Raw genomic sequence first — 19,670 nt, forward strand, 5'->3', positions numbered from 1 at the left:
ACGCGGAGGCTCGACCGGCGGGCTCGGCCAGCCGGAACGGGGGGCGGCCTCCGGGACCCCCCGGCCCGGCCCGTCCTCTCCGGCCGAAAACCCCTCCCGCGAGGACGCGGACGCGGACCCGACGCCGGGCGCGGATGCCGGACGCGGCGGAACATCCCACCCGCCACCGGCGCCCTCCTCCGCACGCAGACCCTCGGGACTGGCCGCCCGGCCATCTTCACCAGCGTCCACAAACCCGGCACCCGGCACCGAAGACGGGCGCGGCGGAGCGCCCCACGCGCCACCCGTGGCATCAGTGGATTCCGGGGCCCCGGGGCTGCCGGCTGGTCGGGCACCGTCGCCGGACAGCGCCGGTTTCCGTCCGGGAGCGGGGGGCGTCGGAGGGGTCGGCGGGAGCGGGGTGCGGGTGCGGTCCGTCGGTGGGGGCGGAGTGTGGTTGCGGAAGCCCGGTGGGAAGGTCGCGGGGCCCGGGGGCATCGCGGGCGGCGGCTCCCACGGGGCGCGGGGGCGTCCGGGTCCGCTGCCGCGCGTACCGTCCCACGTCCCGTAGGGGGCGCGGTCGCGCTGCGGCGGGACCCCGGGGCCGGGGGCGCCGGTCGGCGGCTCCGGTGCCCGGCCCTCTCCCAGCCGGCGCCGCACGGGCGCGGCAGACGATGGCGGGGCCGCCTCCCCCAAGTCGTCCCACGCCTCACCCTCCCCGGACGCGGTCTCGCGCCCGAACACCTCGTCGGTCTTGGGGACGTCGACCGTGCCCGACGCCGAGGCGAACCGGTCGTCCAGGGAGTCGCCCGCGGCCGTGGGCCCGGTGTCGTCGGTGGAGTCGTCGTACAACTGCCCCCACCAGTCGTCCTCGTGACCGCTGGACCTCTCCCCCTGCTGGCTCATGCCCTCGATTGTCCACCGTATGGGCCGGTTGAAAACGGGGCATCCGCAAAATCCGGCGGGGTGTTCCGTCGTGAACGGCGTGTTCGACGGCGTGTCGGATGACACGGCGAACACCCGTGCGAACAAGTCGCCGGGCGGCCCCACCTCCCACGGGAGAGCCGCCCGGCGACGCCGGAGTGACCAGCCACGGTGCGCTCCGATCCGAGTGTGACCCGTCTGCCTACGGTCTTCCTCGGGTTCCGCTGTGGGCTCCCCTGACCTGCGGCTACCCCCGCTCTCAGGCACGCTGGGCAGATGGGAGCGTGGGATCTCCTGCTGATCGGCCTGGTGATGTTGTTCGGTCTGTGCGGAGTTCTGTTGCCCGGGGTACCGGGGTCGTGGCTCGTGTGGGCCGCGGTCTCGTGGTGGGCGCTGAAGGATCCGCGGGCGGTCTCCTGGTGGGTGCTCGTGGGCACGACCGTCGTCCTGTTCCTGTCCCAGGTGGTGCGCTGGCGGCTGCCCCCGCGCCGCCTGCGCGCGAGCGGCGCCACCCCCCGGATGGCGGTGTACGCGGGGACGGGCGCCCTGCTCGGCTTCTTCCTGTTGCCGGTGCTGGGCGCGATCCCCGGTTTCGTGGGCGGTGTCTATCTCCACGAGCGGCTGCGGCTGGGCCGGCACCGTGAGGCGGTGGCGTCCGTACGCAGGGCGATGCGGGCGGGCGGCACCAGTGTCCTGGTGGAGCTCTTCACCTGCCTGCTGATCATGGGCGCCTGGCTGGGCGCCGTTTTCTGGGGCTGACGGTCTCCCGACGACTCACAGGCCCCTGAGGTCGGCCAGGTCGATCGAGTCGGCCAGGGCCCGCATGCCGGCGGCGTTGAAGTGGAGATGGTCGCCGCAGTCGTAGGCGGCCCGCATACGGTAAGGGAACGCCGGGTCGCGGACGGCGGCGTCGAAGTCGACGACCGCGTCGAAGATGCCGCTGCCCCGGATGACGGCGTTCACCTGACGGCGTACGGATTCATGGGCCCTCCTCCACCGGACGTTGCCGCCGTAGGGGGTGATGGTGGCGCCGACGACACGGATGCCGCGCGCGTGGGCGCGGTTCACGAGCGACTTGTAGGCCTGCTCGAAGGCACCCGGGACGACCTGTTCCGGGGTGCCGTTGATGTCGTTGACGCCCTCGAACACGATCAGCGCGCGCACCCGGGTCCGCGAGAGGACGTCGGCGTCGAAGCGGGCCAGGGCGCTCGGGCCGACGTGGTCGAGGAGGACCCGGTTGCCGGAGACACCCGCGTTGAGGACGCCGAGGCGGCGGCTCGGGGGCAGGACGGCGAGCCGGCGGGCGAGGCGGTCGGGCCAGCGGCGGTTGACGTCGGAGACCGTGTTGCCGCCGTCGGTGAGGGAGTCGCCGAGCGTGACCACGCTGCCGGTCGCGGGGGCGTCGAGGACGTCGATCCCGGTGACGTAGTACCAGGAGCCGAGTTTCCTGGTGTAGGCGTCGCCTTCCTCCGCCGCGGCCCAATTGCCGCCGGGTGCGACGAAGTTGGACTGTCTCGCCGCACGGTGGTAGGTCACTGGCCCGGAGTCGCCGGGGGTGTGGACGGTGACGAGCAGGTTGGCTCCGGCCGGTACGGCGAGCTTGACGGTGTCGGTGACACGGTCCTGGCCCGCCGGGACGGTCACCGTGGGGGCGCCCGCGAAGGTGGCCGTACGCATCGTGCCGGTTTCGGCGTCCGGGCTCTTCGGTTCGCCCAGTTCCTGGAGGGCGACGGTGACGGCGCCGAGGCGCAGCGGCTTGCTGCCGAGGCGGTTGGTGAGGCGGACGCGCAGCGCGCTGCCGCCGACGCTGATGTGCAGGACGTTGCGGATGGAGGCGCCGGGCCTGGCCGGGACGGTTCCGGAGGGGGCGGCCTCCCAGGTTCCCGTCCAGACGGGGGGAACGGGGGTTTCTTGGACGAGGGACGGGCCGGGGGCCGGAGGCGGTGCGGGGGTGCTCCCCGTGCCGGCTCGCGCCGGGGGCGGGACGATCGCCAGGGCGGTCACCAGGGCTACGAGGGTGTGCCGAACCATGATCGCGCGGGTCATGTGCGCATGGATTCCCGGCCGGTCGGCCGCGCCAACGCCCGTGTCACACCCATGGCGGCATGCACGTACGTTCGCACGTACACCCGCGTATTCGCTGCGCCCGGCCCGGCCGCCGTGCTTGGCTGCCGCATGACCGAATTCAGCGCGGCCGAGCGCGCCTATCTCAGGACCCAGCGGCTGGGACGGCTGGCCACCGTCGATCCCCACGGTCAGCCGCAGGCGAACCCGGTCGGCTTCTTCCCGCAGGACGACGGGACGATCCTGATCGGCGGACTCTCGATGGGCCGCACCAAGAAGTGGCGCAACCTGGAGAAGAACCCGAAGGTGGCCCTGGTCGTCGACGACGTGGTGAGCGTCCGCCCCTGGAAGGTCCGGGGCGTCGACATCCGCGGCGAGGCCGAACTCCTCACGGGTCCACACGAGTTGGGCCCGCACTTCAGCGAGGAGGTGATCCGCGTCCATCCGCGGCGTATCCACAGCTGGGGCCTGGAGGAGGACTGACAGCTGTCGGGGTCACGGGGCCGAGGCGGTGCCCTCGAACGCCGGACGCCGGACGCCGGACCGCACTCCCGGCCTGTCCGGCGTCCGAGGGACGAGGAACTACCCCTGCGCTACCGCTGCCGTCCCCGCTTCGCCTCCATCGCGGCCTTCCCCACCGCCGCCTTCTTCTTCCAGTCCTTGCGGATCTCCGAACGCATCCGCGCATCGGACTTGGCGATGATGTACTGGTTCTCCCGCAGCAGCTTGCGGTAGCTGTCGAGACGCCGCACGGCCAGCGCCCCCGAGTCGACCGCCTCCAGCACCGCGCACCCGGGCTCCGCCGTGTGGGCGCAGTCCAGGAAGCGGCAGTCGGCGGCCAGCTCCTCGATCTCGGCGAAGACCTGCCCCACGCCGGTACCGGCGTCCCAGAGGCCGACGCCGCGCAGCCCCGGGGTGTCGATGAGGACGCCCCCGCCGGGCAGGGCGAGCAGGTTGCGGGTGGTCGTGGTGTGCCGGCCCTTGCCGTCGGCGTCCCGGGTGGCCTGGACGTCCATGACGTCCACGCCGAGCAGGGCGTTCGCGAGCGTCGACTTGCCCGCACCGGACTGCCCGAGCAGCACGGCCGTACCGCCGGCGACGACGGCCGCGAGGACGTCGACGCCGTCCCCGTCGGCGGCGCTGACGGTGAGCACCGGCACGCCGGGGGCGGTGGCCTCCACGTCCTGGACGAGATACGAGAGTGTCGTCGCGTCCGGCACGAGGTCGGCCTTGGTGAGCACCACGACGGGCTGCGGGCCCGACTCCCAGGAACGTGCCGACGTGTGCAGCAGGGCCTCGCCGTTCGAACAGGACATGGCCAGCGCCAGGAACCGCTCGATGCGCCCGAGGTCGAGTTCGACCGCGAGCGACACACAGATGACGACGTGATCGACGTTGGTGGCCAGGACCTGGCCCTCGGAACGCTTGGACGAGGTGGAGCGTACGAAGGCGGATCGGCGGGGCAGCAGTGTCCGCACGTACCGCGGATCGCTGCCCTCGGGGTCGACGGCGACCCAGTCCCCCGTACACACGACCTTCATCGGGTCACGCGGGACGACGAACTCGGTGTCGGCACGGACCACGTCGTCCGGGGTGACGACATCGCACATGCCCCGGTCGACCCGTACGACACGGCCGGGCACCAGACCCTGAGCCGCGTAGGGCGAGAACTCGGCTTCCCAGTCCGCGTCCCACCCGTAAAGGGCGAGCGCGTGCGCGGAAGGAGCCTCGGAGGAAGAGAAAGACAAGGGGAACCCTTCGAAGGGCGGCCCCGGCAGCGCGTCAGGCGCGCGGATGTCGAGTGGCTGTCAGCCGGAGACCGCAGGAGTGTGAACGACGTACTGAGAGCGGGCACTGCCCTGCGTGACGGCAATCATCGAAATGCACCTCCTGCTTTCTTCTTCGTCAAGGCGGTACGCAAGTGGTCTGGACGCGCGTACCTGTTGGCGGTCCAGAGCGTACGGGAGGGGGGTGCCTCCACGCCACGCCTTTTCTTCGGTGGCCGGGATCACTACTGGTTGATGAAGGCGGCTCGCGCGACCGGATGATCCGGGGCCAGCAGGAGGGGTCTGCCCTCGGACTGTGCCTCCAGCAAGGGGGCGCGCAGTGTGGAGTCCTGGGCGGCGTACAGGACGTGGATGCGGGCGTCCCCCGACCCACGGCGGTCGACGGGTGCGACGGCGACGTTCTCGCCGTTCTCGTCGGTGACCCACAGCTTGAAATCCGCGTACCTGATCAGGTCGATGTCGGTGATCGGCGTCGGATAGTGATGCACACCCCCGCCTTTCGGCAGCGTGGCGCTGTGCGCGTGGTGGGGCAGGGGGACGCTGGCGTTGCAGATGGAGTCGGTCCATTCGGCCACGCCGTCGGCGTCCGTTATGGGGGTGTCGAGCAGTTCCCGTATGCCCAGTTCCTCGACCGCCTGCGGGTACGCCGCGTAGACGCGACGAGCGTTCTGGCGCAGGAGGTCGACTTTGGCCGGGTCGGCGCAGAACTGCGCGGACCATTCGATGCCGGCGAGGTTGCGCACCATGAACCATCCGTCGGCGTCCTTCAGCCACAGCCCGCCGCCGTGATGGTCCTCGACGGGCTCCGGGCCGAGGAAGGGGTCCGCCACCGTGGCCAGCATGTCGTGCATGCGTTTGCGGGACTTCTTGTACTCGGGCGAATCGCTGCGCGGCGCGTGCCCCGGGATGTTGATCTCCCACTTGAGCTGTTCCTCTTCGGTGTGCGGCAGTGAGCTGTCCACCGTCTCGTGCGTTGCCATGTCGCGTTCCTCCCTCATGGTCGGGAACCGCCGCCGTGCGCTCAGGCGGCCGGTTTCTTGCTCGGCACGTTCTCCAGTTGCTTCGCCTCGTCCGCGTCCGGATCAGCGGCAAGGAGCTTTTCCGCGCGCGTGTCGATGGTGTGGGTCAGGGCAAGTTGCACGACACCGAACACGACCGCGTAGGCGGCGACCTGACGCCAGCTCGTTGGGTCCTTCAGCAGGGGGAGCCAGTCGGTGCCGACCAGAAGAAGACCGGTCACGGCGGTCAGGGCCCCAATGGGCAGTTTGATCATCTCCTGCCAGAACGGCAGGCTGTACGGGTTCCAGCTGCCGCCCATGCGTTGCAGCCGGCCTGCCATCGGAAGGGCCGCCCCCAGCATGCCGAGGAGCATCACCAGGCCGGTGTCCTCACCGCTTGGAGCGTGCCCGCCCAGGCATGCCTTCTTCTCACAGACGGGCACTGAGCCGCTCACCCCGTAGGCGGCGCCCAGCACGGCACCGAGCACGACGAGCAGGATGAAGCCCGCACGGATGAGGCGGTTGCGGAAGTTCCGGCTGCGAACCGCACGCTCCTCCTCGACCGCGTAGCCCGCCTCGAGCAGTTCCGCCAGCGCGGCCGGCAGCTCCCGATCGTGTGGTGGCTCAGCGGCGAGCAGGTCGTCGACCGCCTTGAGCCGGGGATCCGTCGGGCAGAGCGGTCTGACCGTCGCCAGCACGGAGTTGGCGTGCCGACGTGCCCGGCACGGCTCGTACAGGGAGACGATGAGCACCTCGGCCTCGTGCAAGCACTGGAGCGACCCCTCGTACAACTCGCCGTGCCACCAGCTCATGAACCGGCGCCGACGGGTCCGGTCCTTGCTGCGGCTGCCGGCACTCTCGATGAGGGTTGCGGCCCTCCGCAGCAGGCAACGGGCACCGACACGCTGCTCACTTGCTCTGACACCGCATACGCAGTTCGTCTCGTCGGCCTCCCGGCACACCGAGTCGAGTTCGTGCCACAGCACGCAGAGGCGGACCTTGACGCGGTGCTGCCAGGTGTTGGGCCGCTGGGCCGGGCCACCCGGCAGATGCGGCTGGTCGCCGGGGTTGTCGTGGTCATCGTGGTCCGGCCTGCGGCTGGCCTCAGACATCTGCGTTTCCCCTGGAGTCCTCCGGGATCATCGCGATGCGCAATGTGGCCTCGAAGCCGGTGCCACCGATCCTGAACTCCTGTCCGCCGTCGGCCGGGTGAGCCTGCTGGACGGCGGAGGTCGACTCGTTCCCGAGGTGGGGCGCCAGCGCGGCCGCCGCGTTCTGGGAGAGGTACTCCTCACCGGTGTGCACGAACACCGACTCCGCGTCGCCGCCCTGGGCCGGCAGCCACTGAACGTAGTACTGCTTGCGGAAGACGACATTGTCGGAGAAGCCGATGCCCGCTCTGTCGCGTTCACCGACCTGGATGTCCAGCCGCAGCACCATGGTTCCGTCATCCGCGGTGCCGGTGGGCCGGACCGAGCGGTCCAGCCAGCCCTCCCAGACCAGCCTCCGGTTGGGCGGCTCCACACGCGGCCACCCGGTCGTGCGGTCACCCGGGGCGTTCAGCGGCTTCTGCAGCTCCTGCTCCAGCGGCGGCGGGCCGTCCACGAGTTCGCCCGTGTCGTGGTCGATGTCGAAGGGGCCGTAACAGTTCTCCGCCTCCCTGCCCTGGTGGAACAGCTCGAAGTCGACGCCCCGGGGCTTGATGCCGACCCCGAGCCAGAACTCGCTCTTTCCGAAGAAGTCCGCGCCCCGCTTGACCTTGGCCCGGTCCAGCCACAGCACGACGCGGTGGGTCCCGTGGAGGAAACGCATGGCGATCTCGTACGCCTCACGCGAGGTGACCAGAGAATCCGAGCCGCCGTGGCACTTGTCGACGAACGTCCGGGGTGCGCCGGGCAGTTGAGCCGAGGACTGCTTCACCAGACCGTCGCTGCGGTTGGCGGCGAGCGGGTCGGAGTCGGCCAGGTTGGAGAGCCGGTTGGCCCAGCTCGCCGCCTGCGTGCCGTACGAACGGTAGTTGGTGCCCACCACGGTGAGGATCCGATCGAGCGGAAACCACTTGGGGACGTTGAGGAAGTCGGTTCCGCCGGGATCGAACGAGGCCATCTCGTCAGCGGCGGCGCTGACCTGCGGCACGGCGCGCAGCAGCCACTCCGGCAGGTACTGGAACGCGATGCCCCTGTGGGGAGTGCCCAGGGTGACGATGCGGTGGACCAGTTCCTCGGGCCGGTCGCCGGCCTCCTTCAGTTGTCGCAGGGCAGCCCGGACGACCAGCCCGCCCATGCTGTGCGCGATGACGTCCACCCCGGAGAAAACCTGGTCCGTCAGCTCGGCGCCGGCCCGGATGATCCGGATGAGTCGCGCCAGGCCCTCGCCGTAGCGGTTGATCGTCCGCGGCTGGAGGTCGTAGAAGCGGTAGACCCACAGCGTCCCGCTCACACCCTGGCCCTGGAGGACACGTGCGGCTGCCGCCTCGTCGACCGCGACCGTGCCGCTGAGCAGATCGGCCGCCCAGCGAAGACGGGTGGGGTCGTCGGGGCTGTCGCCGGCGGCGGTCAGGGGCTTGATGTCCCTGTTGTGGTAACCGACGACGTTGGTGGCGTCCCTGTACCGCCCGGACTTGAGCGCCCGCAGCACGAAGCCCTCGTAGATGTAGTTCTCGCCCTGGCGAAGCGCATAGACAGTGCCGTTGTTGAAGCCCTGGTACGCGTCGCGCTGCTCGTCCCCCACATCCGGACCGCCGAAACCGCGGACCAGGATCAGCGGGCGTACATGAGCCTTGGGCAGCGGCTCGTTCGGGTCTTTCGGCTCGTTCGCCATCCCCTGTCGCCTCCGCTTCTCGGCGGATGAAGCCCTTCGTTCATCACGCTAGGCCGAGAGGGTGACCCCCCACCTCCAGGGTTAGGCCGAACGAGTGAGCCGCGCTTTCGCTCCGGGCGCCCGCCCGCTCATGACGCCAGCCGGTATACCGCTGAACAACTGGGGCCCCATCAGCCGTAACTGATCAGTGTGGCGGTGGGAACCGCACCGAGCGAAGGAGCACACCATGAAGGCGACCGCGCAGATCGGCGTCACCGGCCTTGCGGTGATGGGCCGGAATCTGGCCCGGAACTTCGCCCGGCACGGCTACACCGTGGCCCTCCACAACCGGACCCCCGCCAGGACCAAGGCGCTGGTCGAGGATTTCGGGCACGAGGGCGACTTCGTGCCGGCGGAGACGGCCGAGCAGTTCGTGGCGGCCCTGGAGCGGCCCCGGCGGCTCATGATCATGGTGCAGGCGGGGGCGGCCACGGATGCGGTGATCGACGAGTTCGCCGCGCTCCTGGAGCCCGGCGACATGATCATCGACGGGGGCAACGCCCACTTCACCGACACCCGCCGCCGGGAACAGGCGCTGCGCGGGCTCGGTGTCCACTTCGTGGGGGTGGGCGTCTCGGGCGGTGAGGAAGGCGCCCTGAACGGGCCCAGCATCATGCCCGGCGGCTCGGCGGGGGCGTACGCCGCGCTCGGGCCGATGCTCGAGACGATCAGTGCCAAGGTGGACGGCGAGCCCTGTGTCACCCATGTCGGCACGGACGGCGCCGGGCACTTCGTGAAGATGGTGCACAACGGCATCGAGTACGCCGACATGCAGCTGATCGGCGAGGCCTACGACCTGCTGCGCCAGGTCGGCGGTTATGAACCGGCGCGGATCGCCGAGGTCTTCCGTCAGTGGAACAAGGGGCGCCTCGACTCGTATCTGATGGAGATCAGCGCCGAGGTGCTCGCCCACACCGACGCCGCCACCGGCAGCCCCTTCGTGGACGTGGTGGCCGACGCGGCCGGGCAGAAGGGCACCGGCCGCTGGACCGTACACACCGCCCTGGAGCTCGGTTCCCCGGTCACCGCCATCGCCCAGGCCACCTTCGCCCGCGCCGCCTCGGGCCAGCGCGCCCTGCGCGCCGCGTACCGGGAGCTGCCCGGCGGGAGCGGCGGGGAGCTCACCGCGTGCGAGGCGGAGCGGTTCGCCTGCCTGGTGGAGCACGCCCTGTACGCGTCGAAGCTCATCGCCTACGACCAGGGCTGGAAGATGATCCGGGACGCGTCGGTGGAGTACGGCTGGGACATCGACCTCGGCGCGATCGCGAGGATCTGGCGCGGTGGCTGCATCGTCCGCGCCGCCTTCCTCGACCGGGTCCGCGCCGCGTACGCCGCCGAACCTCACCGGGTCACCCTGCTCACCGAGGAGGGGTTCACGGCCGAGATCGCCGAGGCCCAGGTCCCCTGGCGCGAGGTCGTCGCCACGGCCGCCCGGCACGGCGTCCCCGTCCCGGCCTTCTCCGCCGCCCTGTCGTACTACGACACCCTGCGCGCCGAGCGCCTGCCCGCTGCTCTCACCCAGGGCCAGCGCGACTACTTCGGCGCCCACACCTACCGGCGCACCGACCGCGAGGGCCGCTTCCACACCCTCTGGGAGCGGGCCGACCGCAGTGAGACCGAGCTGATCTGACCTCGGCCGCCCGCACTGTGGGAACAACGCCGGCCACGCCCGTAGCGGTATCGCTCGGCGTGGCCGGATCAGTACGGGCCGCCAGGAACTCAGATCGTGCAGTGGCTGCCGTTGAGCGTGACGTCGAACGGGGCCCCGTTGGTGCCCTGCCAGCTGGAGAGGAAGCCGAAGGAGACCGTGCCGTCCTCGGCGACCGCCCTGTTGTAGTCGGCGGCCGTGGCCGTGACGCGGGCGCCGTCCTGGCGGAAGTTCGCGTCCCACATCTGGCTGACCCGCTGGCCGTCGTGGAAGCTCCAGGAGATGCTCCAGCCGTCCAGGGCCTTCGTGGTGGTGACGCTGATGGTGGCCTGGAAGCCGTCCGGCCACTCGTTGACGAGGTCGTAGTCGACGTCGCAGAACGCCGGGGCGCTCTTGTCGGGGCTCGGCTTCGGGTCCGGCTTCGGCGTCTCACCGCGCTCGGTGGACGAGGAGGTCCCCTGGGGCTCCGTGTCGGGCCGGCCCGCGGACGAGTCGCTGCCCGGGGCGGAGTCCGGGTCCGAGTTCGAGCCCGAGCCGGAGTCCGACGGCAGGGGGGACACGGACGGGGTGGAGCCCACGGGGACGGTCAGGCTGGACGGCAGGACGGACTCCGGGTCCGCCATGGGATTGGAGCCGTGCGCGCCGCCCCGCGCGGTGGCGTCGCCGTCCGAGCCGCCGAAGGGCATCAGCGACACCGTGAGCGTCAGCACCGAGACGATGACGGCCGCGACCATGATCGCCGTACGGCCGATGCGCGGACGGAACTCGCCGATGGTGAGGCCCGTGTCCACGCCCGCCTCACCGCGACCGCCGAGCAGACCGGCGTCGGCCGCGCGGCGGCGGCGTTCCAGGTAGGCGAGCCCGCCCCAGCCGATGACGCCACCGGCGAGCGCGGCGGGCAGTCCGCCGATCCCGCCGTACATCCGCAGACAGGCGGCGGCCTCGGCGCACTCCACGCAGGTCGCGAGGTGCCAGGAGAGGTCCTCGGGGACCTCGGCGCCCTGCGAGCGGCTGACCGCGTCGAGCAGCCGGGCGAAGGCGCGGCACTCGGAGCTCATCGGGAGGTCGAGGAGGTTGCGCTGGCACCGGTCCCTGAACAGGCTGCGTACCTGGGCGAGTTCCTCGGCGGCGTTGTGCGGATCGAGGCCGAGCCGGCGGGCCACGACGGGGATCGGCAGTGCCTCCACCTCGGCCAGCCAGAGCAGGGCGGCGTCCGGCTCCTGCATGTCACGCAGGGCGCGCAGCGCGAGCGGGCGGCGCAGCGGCGGCCCCACGTACCGGGCGGCCTTGTCGGAGTTGAGCCACAGCCGCAGGTCGGGGTCGAGCTGGTGGCCGTGCCCGGTCTCCTCCCAGGACGCGGCGGTACTGCGAACCGCCGCCAGCAGCAGCGGTATCCAGGGCAGGCGGGGCATGCGGCGCCCGCTGTTGCGGGCCCCGAAGTCGGCGGCCCGGGCCGCGTGGATTCCGTGCGTGAACGCCTCGGCGGCCAGTTCGGTGCCGGCGGAGGAGCCGGACGTGCACAGGTCGGCGTACGAGAGGACCGCGTCCCAGCACTCGGAGAACAGCGCTGCCTCGGCGGCGTCCTGAGGGGTTGGCAGATCTGGCATTTAGGGGGACTCCAGCATCAACGGCTTGCACACGCCAACGTCAAGGTCAAGGTAAAAACGTCAACTCACCCCATAAACAGAGGAGTTGGGGAACGTTTCACAGAACGGAGCCCCGAGCTTTTCACGTTTCCCGCACAACTGACAAGCTACGTATTCACATGTCGGCACATGTCAACGCGGCTCGCCGTACAGGGTTCGCGGGATGAACGGTGCGATCCGCACGAGTCCACATCCCTCATACGGATCGCACCGGCGTTCTGTTCAGACCTTCGTCACCGAATCCCGGGCCGGCAGGCTGTCCATGAAGGAGCTGACGGAGAACACCGCGCGGCCGGGGCCGGGTTCGCCGTAGCCGGGGGGCGAGTCGAGGCCGAAGTCGTCCATCGTGGCGCGGTAGGCCTCCAGCAGACGGATGTGGTACTCCAGCGGCGCCCCCTGGGGGTTGGCCTTGCCGAGCGGGGTGGTGGGCTCGGGGCACCAGGTGGTGAAGCGGGGCGTGATGCCGTGCGACATGAAGAAGCGCAGGCCCTCGGTGGTGGAGGCGATGGCCTCGTCGACCGTCGTGAACCCGGACGGCGCGGCCATCTCCACACCGGCCACGAAGTTGGGGATGACGTTGCGGGCGCCGAAGACCTCGGCCGAGTCGAGGATGCGCCGGTGCCACTCGTCGCGGCCCACGTAGCGCTCCTTGCCGGGGCAGTACAGCTCGAAGAGCTTGCGGTCCCACACCTCGTAGTTGGGGTGGTAGATCTGCACGCCGTAGTCCTTGAAGCGCTGTACGTCGTCCTTCGGCAGGGCCTGGGCGACGACCTTGCCGATCCAGCGGCCCGGGAAGTGCTCCTCGATGGCCTTCGCGTACATGCCGTAGAAGTCGGCCTCGTCGCGGCCCTGGAGCTTCGAGGTGATCGCACCGCCGGTGAGCGTGTAGGCGGTGGAGGTCCGGTTGGTGTCGTACCGGTTGATGATCTCCAGCGCTTCGAGGACCTCGTCCACGTCCTTGACGCCGGTGTACGGACGGCCGGCCGCCTTGTGCTGGCGCCAGTTGTGGTTGATGTCGCAGTACTGGCACTCCTCCTTGGCGCCGAAGTACTGGCAGACCCGGAAGACGGTCAGATAGATCAGGTAGCCCCACTGGATCGTGGGGGCGACCTCCATGACGGACTTCCCGTTGGACAGCTTGTGCCGGTAGTACTCCGGCATGGGCGGCACCCCGACGTCGGAGATCCGCTTCCCGTCCAGGTAGAGGCCGAGCACACCGTCCTCGCCTGCGGCCACCCGGTAGGGCGACGCCGGGTTCACCCGCACCGACACGACGGTCCGGCGCAGGTCGTAGGGGCCGCCGGTGAGAATGATCTCCTCCGGCGGGCGGCGCAGCGCGGCCTCGCCCAGCTCGGGGAGGGTGCCGTGGTCGAAGGAGAAAATGAAGTACGACTTCGGCTTGACGTCGCCGCTCTCGTTGTCGCTGAGCGCGGACGGATCGAAGGCCACACCACCCCTGAGCAGGTCTTCCTTGAAGACGGCTTCCCGCGGTACGTGGGGAAAGCGCTCCATCAGATCCTCGACCAGCGCGGTGCGGCTGCCCATCCCTTGTCTCCTCCGGCTCCGGCGGTGTTGCGGCGTTCGACTCCTCACGGTATGCCCCCGCCCGCCTGGGAGCGGGCGCGGGGGCCCTCGGGCATGTCACCCGCCGCCGCGTGAGAAGGTCGTCGCATCTGAGCGGAGGGACGAACTTCGATGACCGAGACGCTGACCAACTGGGCGGGCAACATCATCTACACGCCCGGGGAGCTGCACCGACCGCCTTCCCTGGACGCCCTGCGGGCGCTCGTGACGGACAGCGCGCGGGTGCGGGTGCTGGGCAGCGGGCACTCGTTCAACGAGATCGCGGAGCCGGGCGCCGGCGGTGTCCTGCTGTCCCTGGCCGCGCTGCCGCAGGAGATCGACGTGGACACGGCGGCCCGTACGGTCCGGGTCGGGGGCGGGGTCCGGTACGCGGAGCTGGCCCGGGCCGTCCACGGGCGCGGGCTCGCGCTGCACAACATGGCGTCCCTGCCGCACATCTCGGTGGCGGGATCGGTGGCCACCGGTACGCACGGTTCGGGGGTCGGCAACGGTTCGCTCGCCGCCGCGGTGCGCGAGGTCGAGCTGGTCACCGCGGACGGCTCGACGGTGACGATCGCCCGGGGCGAGGAGCGGTTCGAGGGCGCGGTCACCTCGCTCGGCGCGCTGGGCGTGGTCACGGCGCTGACTCTCGACCTGGAGGCGGACTTCGAGGTCGAGCAGTACGTGTTCACCGAACTACCCCTGGACGGGCTCGACTTCGAGACGGTGGCGGGTGCCGCGTACAGCGTGAGCCTGTTCACCGACTGGCGTGCGCCGGGCTTCCGGCAGGTGTGGCTGAAGCGGCGTACCGACCAGCCGCCGACGGACTTCCCGTGGGCCGCGCCCGCCACCGAGGCGATGCACCCGGTGCCGGGGATGCCGACCGTGAACTGCACCGAGCAACTCGGGGTGCCGGGTCCCTGGCACGAGCGACTCCCGCATTTCCGGGCGGAGTTCACGCCGAGCAGCGGCGAGGAGCTCCAGTCGGAGTACCTGCTGCCGCGCCCGTACGCGCTCGACGCGCTGCGCTCGCTCGACGCGATCCGGGACGTCGTCGCGCCGGTGCTCCAGGTGTGCGAGGTGCGGACGATCGCAGCCGACACCCAGTGGCTGAGTCCGGCGTACGGGCGGGACAGCGTGGCGTTGCACTTCACGTGGGTGGCGGACACCGACGCGGTGCTGCCGGTGGTGCGGCGGGTCGAGGCGGCGCTGAACCCGTACGGGGCGCGTCCGCACTGGGGCAAGGTGTTCGCCGTACCGGCGGATGTGGTGCGTGGACGGTATCCGCGGCTGGCGGACTTCGCGGCGCTGGCGGCGTTCCTGGACCCCTCGGCGAAGTTCACGAACGCGTTCGTGCGGGAGGTGCTCGGCGACTGACCTCGGACAGGGCACAGCCACGTGCGGGTGGACTTTCTTCAGCCCCTTTCCTAACCCCTTGTCGAACCTCCCCCGCTGCCCATAGCCTTGCGCCGCGCCGGTGCCGTCTACTCCGGTCTGTCCGCATTCAGATCCGTACGGAATTCAGGTCCGCACGGAGATCTGCACGGCGAGGGGGCAAGCCCGGTGGTGAAGCGCACGTCACGTGACATCCGCACCGCGAACCGCTATGAGGTGCTTCGCCAGATCATCGCCCGTTCTCCTACCTCCCGGCAGGAGCTGGCTGCCGCCAGCGGGCTGAGCCTGGCCACCGTCGCCACGCTCGTCGGCGAGCTGATCGAGCTGCGGATGATCACCGAGGTCGGGTTCGAGGACTCGGCCGGTGGCCGTCCCCGGGGCCTGGTGGCCGTCAACGCGTCGGGGGGCGCGCTGATCGGCGTCGACATCGCGGAGACGTACGTCCATGTCGAGCTGTTCGATCTCGGGCTGAACGTGCTGGCCCGCGCCGACGAGGACATGCGCCCCGGCGAGAGCCTGCCCGAGCAGGTGGTCAGCCAGGTGGCCGCCGCCGTCGGCTCCGTGGTCGCGCAGGCCGGCATCGAGGGCTCGCGGGTGCTGGGCGTCGGGGTGAGCGTGCCGGGGCAGGTCGACCGGGACACCGGCGTCGCGGAGTACGCGCCCAACTGGGACTGGCACGACGTGCCGCTGCTCGACCTGCTGTCCGAGGTCATCGCCTACCCCCTCTACCTGGACAATCCGCTGCGCGCCGGCGCGGTCGCCGAGATGTGGTTCGGGGCGGCGCGCGGGCGCGGGGACGCGGTGGTGGTCAACCTCGGGACGGGAGTCGGCGCGGGGCTCGCGCTCCAGGGCGGGCTGTACCGGGGGGTGAGCAACAGCGCGGGCGAGTGGGGTCACACCACGCTCGTGCTGGACGGGCGGCCCTGCCGCTGCGGCAACCACGGCTGCGTGGAGGCCTACGTCGGCGCGCCCGGCATCATGCTCAACCTGCGGGAACTCAGCCCGGGGAGCCCGCTGTTGCACCCCGAGGACCAGACCGCCACCATCGACGCGCTGGCCCTCGGCGTGGACGCGAACGACCCGGTGGCGATCGAGGTCGTACGGGAGACCGCCCGCTACATCGGTGCGGGCATCGCGAACCTGGTCAACCTCCTCAACCCCGAAGTGGTCGTGCTCAGCAGCTGGGTCGCCCGCAGGCTCGGCGAGCCGCTGCTGCGCGAGGTGCGCGAGGCCGTCGGCCGGCACGCGCTCAGACGGCCGTTCGCCGCCACCGAGATCGTCCTGTCCCCCATCCCCACCGATCCGGCGTGCCTGGGCGCGGCGACGTTCGCCCTCGAAGGCGCCCTGTCCTTGGTGACCCAGCGGGCGTCGGCAGCCCGGCGCACTGGCCCGATGCCGCTGAAATAGGTCTGGGCCAAACGCCAACCAGGCCTGTGCGGACCGCTGTTGAGCGGTCCGCCGCTTCGTCGTGTCCGACATACCGAACGCCCCGCAACGTTTCGAACGGACTTCGTCCAACCCCTTGCCGAAGCCTTAGCCGAAGGTTAACGTCCCGCTCCGCACCTCCTGTTTCAGCCACTCGGCGTACAGCCCGTGGCCCGCAGCCGCACCAGAGACAAGGACGTCACATGTCGGCCATGAGCAGCAACTGGGACCGCCGATCCATCCTCCGCGCAGCGGCGGGCCTGTCCGCCGCGGGCGCGCTGACCGCCTGCGGCGGCAACAACGGCCGCTCCGGCGGGGCCGGTTCGGGCGTAAACCTGACGCAGTACTTCCACGCGTACGGCGAGGCGGGCACCGAGCAGGCCATCAAGAAGTACGCCAAGGCCTACGACAAGGCCAACGTGACCACGCAGTGGATCACCAGCGCCGACTTCGAGAGCAAGCTCTTCGCGACGCTGCTCACCAAGAACGCGCCCGACGTCTTCGAGTTCCACCCGCAGATCCAGATGATCAAGAGCGGCCAGGTGGCGGACCTGACCGACATCATCGACCCGGTCAAGGACGACTTCAACCCGGCCGACATCAAGTCGCACACGGTCGACGGCAAGATCTACGGCGTCCGCATGATCGACGACCCCCAGTTCTTCTTCTACCGCAAGTCGATGCTGGAGAAGGCCAAGGTCGAGGTGCCCACCACCCTCGACGAACTGATGGAGGCCGCCGCCAAGCTGACCACCGGCAAGGTCAAGGGCCTGTACATGGGCAACGACCTGCACGGCGTCATCGACACGATGATCTGGTCGGCCAACGCCGACCACCTCAACGAGAAGAACGAGATCGCCTACCACACCCCTGGTGTCATCGAGGGCATCAAGAAGATGCGCAAGCTGTTCACCAGCGGCGACCTTCTCCTCGGCGCTCCGACCGACTCCTGGGACCCCTCCTCGCTCAACCAGGGCCTGTGCGCCATCCAGTTCTGCGGCATGTGGGCGATGCCGGCGATCCAGGCCGCGCTCGGCGACGACTGGGGCATCTTCCCGTTCCCGAAGACCATCGACTCCGGCAAGCCGTCGGTCTACAACGGCGGCTGGTCGATGTTCGTCAACGCCAAGAGCGAGAACGTCGAAGCGGCCAAGGAGTACGTCAAGTGGCTGTGGATCGACCAGAAGCAGTACCAGGAGGACTGGGCCACCTCGTACGGCTTCCACATCCCGCCGCGCGCCTCGCTCGCGCAGTCGGCCACCAAGCTCAAGTCGGGCAACGCCGCTGAGGGCGTCAAGCTCTTCAACGAGTTCGGCCACTTCGACAACATCGGCTGGACCCAGGCCATGCGTACCTCTCTCGAGGACGTCTTCGCCAACTCCGTCCGCAAGGACATGGACCCGGAGGCCGCGCTCGACAAGGCCGACGCGGCAGTCAACCGCGAGCTCAAGAAGCTGTTCGGATAGGCCGCGGGACGGACCAGGACATGTCGACGACCAAGACGCGCGATCCCGCGCGCCCCGCCTCGGCGAAGGCCTCACCGGCCAAGCCGCGGCGGGCCCTGCGGGGCAGCCCCACCGTCAACTTCTGGCTCTTCACCGGGCCCTTCCTCATCGGCCTGGCGATCTTCGTCTACGCGCCGATCCTCTGGAGCCTCTGGCTCAGCTTCTTCGAGGCCCGCTTCACCGTCACGCCCGACAAGTTCGTCGGCTTCCAGAACTACACGTACATGCTGACGAACGACGACTTCGTCGGCTCGCTCGGCACCTTCACCGCCTTCGCCGCGTTCATCGTGCCCACCACCTGGGCGCTCTCACTGGGCCTGGCCCTGCTGGTGAACCGGCTGCGCTTCATGCGGGCGTTCTTCCGGTCGGTCTTCTTCCTGCCGACCGCGTGCAGTTACGTGGCCGCCTCGCTGATCTGGAAGATGTCCATCTTCAGCGGCGTCCGGTTCGGCCTGATGAACACGATCCTCGGCTGGTTCGGGATCGACAACATCGCCTGGCTGGCCGACCCCAACCCGCCCTGGTACTGGGTGGTCATCGTCAGCGCCCGGCTGTGGCTGCAGGCCGGCTTCTACATGATCCTGTTCATCGCCGCGCTGCAGAACATCCCGGGCGAGCTGTACGAGGCCGCCGCCATCGACGGCGCCAAGCCCGGCTGGCAGACCTTCCGGTACATCACCCTGCCCCAGCTGCGCGCCACGTCCACCGCGGTGATCCTGCTGCTGCTGGTCGCCGCCTACCAGGCCTTCGACGAGTTCTTCAACCTCCTGTCGAAGACCACCTGGGGCCGCCCACCCCTCGTCGAGCTGTACTACAAGGCCCTGGGCGAGAGCCAGGACTACGGTTCCGGCAGCGCCGGCGCGGTCATCCTGACCGTGCTGATCTGCGCCGTGACCCTGCTCCAGGGCAAGTTCATGGGCTTCGGAAGGGGGGAGGAGTCCAAGTGACCACCACGATGCCCGAGGTACCCGAGGTACGGGAATCCGCACCGGCGCCGGACAGGCCCCGCCGCGTCAAGCGCGGCGGCGGCGTGATGAGCTCCACCGGGCTCTACATCGCCACCGGGATGGCCGGCTTCTTCTTCCTGGTCCCGTTCTACCTGCTGATCCGCAACGCCCTCTCCACGGACGCCGAGATCACCGGAGAGAACTGGAAGTTCTTCCCCACGGACATCCAGTGGGGCAACATCAGCCAACTGTTCGACGACCAGACGGTGCCGTTCGCCCAGTCCCTGTGGAACTCGGCGGTCGTCGCCACCCTGCACACCACCGGCGTCCTGCTGGTGTGCTCCCTCGCCGGCTACGGTCTGGCCCGCATCCCGTACAAGCACGCCAACAAGGTCTTCTACGCCGTCCTGGGGACCCTGATGGTCCCGACCGCGGTGACCTTCGTACCCAGCTTCGTGCTGGTCTCGTCGCTCGGCTGGGTGGACACCTACCGGGGTCTGATCGTCCCGGGCCTGTTCAGTGGTTTCACCTGCTTCCTGTTCCGGCAGTATTTCCTGGGGTTCCCCAAGGAGCTGGAGGAGGCCGCGCGCGTGGACGGACTGGGCTACTGGGGTGCGTACTGGCGCATCGTGGTGCCCAACTCGCTGAACTTCTTCGCGGCGATGGCGACCATCACCTTCATCAACGGCTGGAACTCCTTCCTGTGGCCGCTGGTCATCGGGCAGAGTCCGGACGCGTGGACCGTTCAGGTCGCGCTCTCCAACTACATGACCAACCAGACCGTCGTATTCCATATGATCTTCATGGCCACCGCTTTTTCCATCCTGCCCCTGGTGTTCGTGTTCCTCTTCCTCCAGCGTTGGCTGGTACAGGGGATCGCCCAGACCGGCATCAAGGGCTGAGCCGCCTATCGGACTGAACCACGGGCTG

Annotated in this window: 15 protein-coding genes and 1 pseudogene; 8 read left to right on the top strand and 8 right to left on the bottom strand. The window is 69.9% G+C overall.

The window, feature by feature from the left end; all coding sequences use genetic code 11:
* Window positions 1–885: pseudogene (locus ADL01_RS45140) on the bottom strand (hypothetical protein); the annotation flags it as partial.
* A gap of 294 nt (window positions 886–1,179) precedes the next feature.
* On the opposite strand from ADL01_RS45140, the gene ADL01_RS39635 reads away from it, so the two are divergent.
* Entirely contained in the window at window positions 1,180–1,662 is a 483-nt protein-coding gene (locus tag ADL01_RS39635; RefSeq protein WP_053746943.1) for a DUF456 domain-containing protein, read from the top strand.
* Window positions 1,663–1,677: 15 nt separating this feature from the next.
* Here the strand turns inward: ADL01_RS39635 and ADL01_RS39640 are convergent, their stop codons facing one another.
* Window positions 1,678–2,949 carry an SGNH/GDSL hydrolase family protein gene (locus tag ADL01_RS39640; protein WP_053746944.1) on the bottom strand — a complete coding sequence of 424 codons (1,272 nt, stop codon included), beginning with the start codon at window positions 2,947–2,949 and terminating at the stop codon, window positions 1,678–1,680.
* A gap of 129 nt (window positions 2,950–3,078) precedes the next feature.
* Here ADL01_RS39640 and ADL01_RS39645 point away from each other — a divergent pair, with 129 nt between their 5' ends.
* Window positions 3,079–3,450, top strand: a complete 372-nt coding sequence (locus ADL01_RS39645; protein ID WP_053746963.1) for a PPOX class F420-dependent oxidoreductase — start codon at window positions 3,079–3,081, stop codon at window positions 3,448–3,450.
* A gap of 110 nt (window positions 3,451–3,560) precedes the next feature.
* Here ADL01_RS39645 and rsgA read toward each other — a convergent pair whose 3' ends face one another.
* The 4 genes from rsgA to ADL01_RS39665 form a co-directional block, all read right to left on the bottom strand.
* Entirely contained in the window at window positions 3,561–4,715 is a 1,155-nt protein-coding gene (gene rsgA, locus ADL01_RS39650; protein WP_053746945.1) for a ribosome small subunit-dependent GTPase A, read from the bottom strand.
* 263 nt (window positions 4,716–4,978) lie between these two features.
* Window positions 4,979–5,734, bottom strand: coding sequence for a DUF6424 family protein (locus ADL01_RS39655; protein ID WP_053746946.1), 756 nt, complete (start codon window positions 5,732–5,734; stop codon window positions 4,979–4,981).
* Between the two features lie 41 nt (window positions 5,735–5,775).
* Window positions 5,776–6,864 (bottom strand): hypothetical protein, encoded by a 1,089-nt coding sequence (locus ADL01_RS39660; RefSeq protein WP_053746947.1) that lies wholly within the window; start codon window positions 6,862–6,864, stop codon window positions 5,776–5,778.
* The gene (locus tag ADL01_RS39665; protein ID WP_053746948.1) at window positions 6,857–8,572 is read right to left on the bottom strand and encodes a lipase family alpha/beta hydrolase; all 1,716 of its coding nucleotides are present in this window, start codon (window positions 8,570–8,572) and stop codon (window positions 6,857–6,859) included. Before ADL01_RS39665 ends, ADL01_RS39660 begins: the two co-directional genes overlap by 8 nt.
* Before the next feature lie 226 nt (window positions 8,573–8,798).
* Here ADL01_RS39665 and gndA point away from each other — a divergent pair, with 226 nt between their 5' ends.
* Window positions 8,799–10,241, top strand: coding sequence for an NADP-dependent phosphogluconate dehydrogenase (gndA, locus tag ADL01_RS39670; RefSeq protein WP_053746949.1), 1,443 nt, complete (start codon window positions 8,799–8,801; stop codon window positions 10,239–10,241).
* Window positions 10,242–10,330: 89 nt separating this feature from the next.
* Here gndA and ADL01_RS39675 read toward each other — a convergent pair whose 3' ends face one another.
* Together ADL01_RS39675 and ADL01_RS39680 are read right to left on the bottom strand one after the other, a co-directional pair.
* Window positions 10,331–11,866, bottom strand: a complete 1,536-nt coding sequence (locus tag ADL01_RS39675; protein WP_053746950.1) for a cellulose-binding domain-containing protein — start codon at window positions 11,864–11,866, stop codon at window positions 10,331–10,333.
* A 261-nt stretch (window positions 11,867–12,127) separates the two neighbouring features.
* Complete coding sequence (locus ADL01_RS39680) at window positions 12,128–13,450, bottom strand: radical SAM protein (RefSeq protein ID WP_053746951.1); 1,323 nt, start codon at window positions 13,448–13,450, stop codon at window positions 12,128–12,130.
* A gap of 150 nt (window positions 13,451–13,600) precedes the next feature.
* Here ADL01_RS39680 and ADL01_RS39685 point away from each other — a divergent pair, with 150 nt between their 5' ends.
* The 5 genes from ADL01_RS39685 (at window position 13,601) to ADL01_RS39705 (ending at window position 19,642) form a co-directional block, all read left to right on the top strand.
* Window positions 13,601–14,845 (top strand): FAD-binding protein, encoded by a 1,245-nt coding sequence (locus ADL01_RS39685; RefSeq protein WP_053746952.1) that lies wholly within the window; start codon window positions 13,601–13,603, stop codon window positions 14,843–14,845.
* Between the two features lie 189 nt (window positions 14,846–15,034).
* Window positions 15,035–16,270, top strand: a complete 1,236-nt coding sequence (locus tag ADL01_RS39690; protein ID WP_053746964.1) for an ROK family transcriptional regulator — start codon at window positions 15,035–15,037, stop codon at window positions 16,268–16,270.
* Window positions 16,271–16,491: 221 nt separating this feature from the next.
* On the top strand, window positions 16,492–17,754 hold the full coding sequence (locus ADL01_RS39695) for an ABC transporter substrate-binding protein (RefSeq protein ID WP_053746953.1): 1,263 nt from the start codon (window positions 16,492–16,494) through the stop codon (window positions 17,752–17,754).
* A 20-nt stretch (window positions 17,755–17,774) separates the two neighbouring features.
* Window positions 17,775–18,740 (top strand): carbohydrate ABC transporter permease, encoded by a 966-nt coding sequence (locus ADL01_RS39700; protein WP_053746954.1) that lies wholly within the window; start codon window positions 17,775–17,777, stop codon window positions 18,738–18,740.
* Entirely contained in the window at window positions 18,737–19,642 is a 906-nt protein-coding gene (locus ADL01_RS39705; RefSeq protein ID WP_405773693.1) for a carbohydrate ABC transporter permease, read from the top strand. Before ADL01_RS39700 ends, ADL01_RS39705 begins: the two co-directional genes overlap by 4 nt.
* Window positions 19,643–19,670: the final 28 nt, after the last annotated feature.

This window comes from Streptomyces sp. NRRL WC-3618 (genome assembly GCF_001280005.1).
In the GTDB taxonomy this organism is placed as follows: Bacteria; Actinomycetota; Actinomycetes; order Streptomycetales; family Streptomycetaceae; genus Streptomyces.

Bases quoted from the DNA above. Each gene is read 5' to 3' on its own strand.
- gndA (WP_053746949.1), top strand. From the start codon at position 8,799: ATGAAGGCGACCGCGCAGATCGGCGTCACCGGCCTTGCGGTGATGGGC.
- ADL01_RS39685 (WP_053746952.1), top strand. From the start codon at position 13,601: ATGACCGAGACGCTGACCAACTGGGCGGGCAACATCATCTACACGCCC.
- ADL01_RS39665 (WP_053746948.1), bottom strand. From the start codon at position 8,572: ATGGCGAACGAGCCGAAAGACCCGAACGAGCCGCTGCCCAAGGCTCAT.
- ADL01_RS39655 (WP_053746946.1), bottom strand. From the start codon at position 5,734: ATGGCAACGCACGAGACGGTGGACAGCTCACTGCCGCACACCGAAGAG.
- ADL01_RS39695 (WP_053746953.1), top strand. From the start codon at position 16,492: ATGTCGGCCATGAGCAGCAACTGGGACCGCCGATCCATCCTCCGCGCA.
- ADL01_RS39700 (WP_053746954.1), top strand. From the start codon at position 17,775: ATGTCGACGACCAAGACGCGCGATCCCGCGCGCCCCGCCTCGGCGAAG.
- ADL01_RS39680 (WP_053746951.1), bottom strand. From the start codon at position 13,450: ATGGGCAGCCGCACCGCGCTGGTCGAGGATCTGATGGAGCGCTTTCCC.
- ADL01_RS39675 (WP_053746950.1), bottom strand. From the start codon at position 11,866: ATGCCAGATCTGCCAACCCCTCAGGACGCCGCCGAGGCAGCGCTGTTC.
- ADL01_RS39635 (WP_053746943.1), top strand. From the start codon at position 1,180: ATGGGAGCGTGGGATCTCCTGCTGATCGGCCTGGTGATGTTGTTCGGT.
- ADL01_RS39660 (WP_053746947.1), bottom strand. From the start codon at position 6,864: ATGTCTGAGGCCAGCCGCAGGCCGGACCACGATGACCACGACAACCCC.
- ADL01_RS39645 (WP_053746963.1), top strand. From the start codon at position 3,079: ATGACCGAATTCAGCGCGGCCGAGCGCGCCTATCTCAGGACCCAGCGG.
- ADL01_RS39640 (WP_053746944.1), bottom strand. From the start codon at position 2,949: ATGACCCGCGCGATCATGGTTCGGCACACCCTCGTAGCCCTGGTGACC.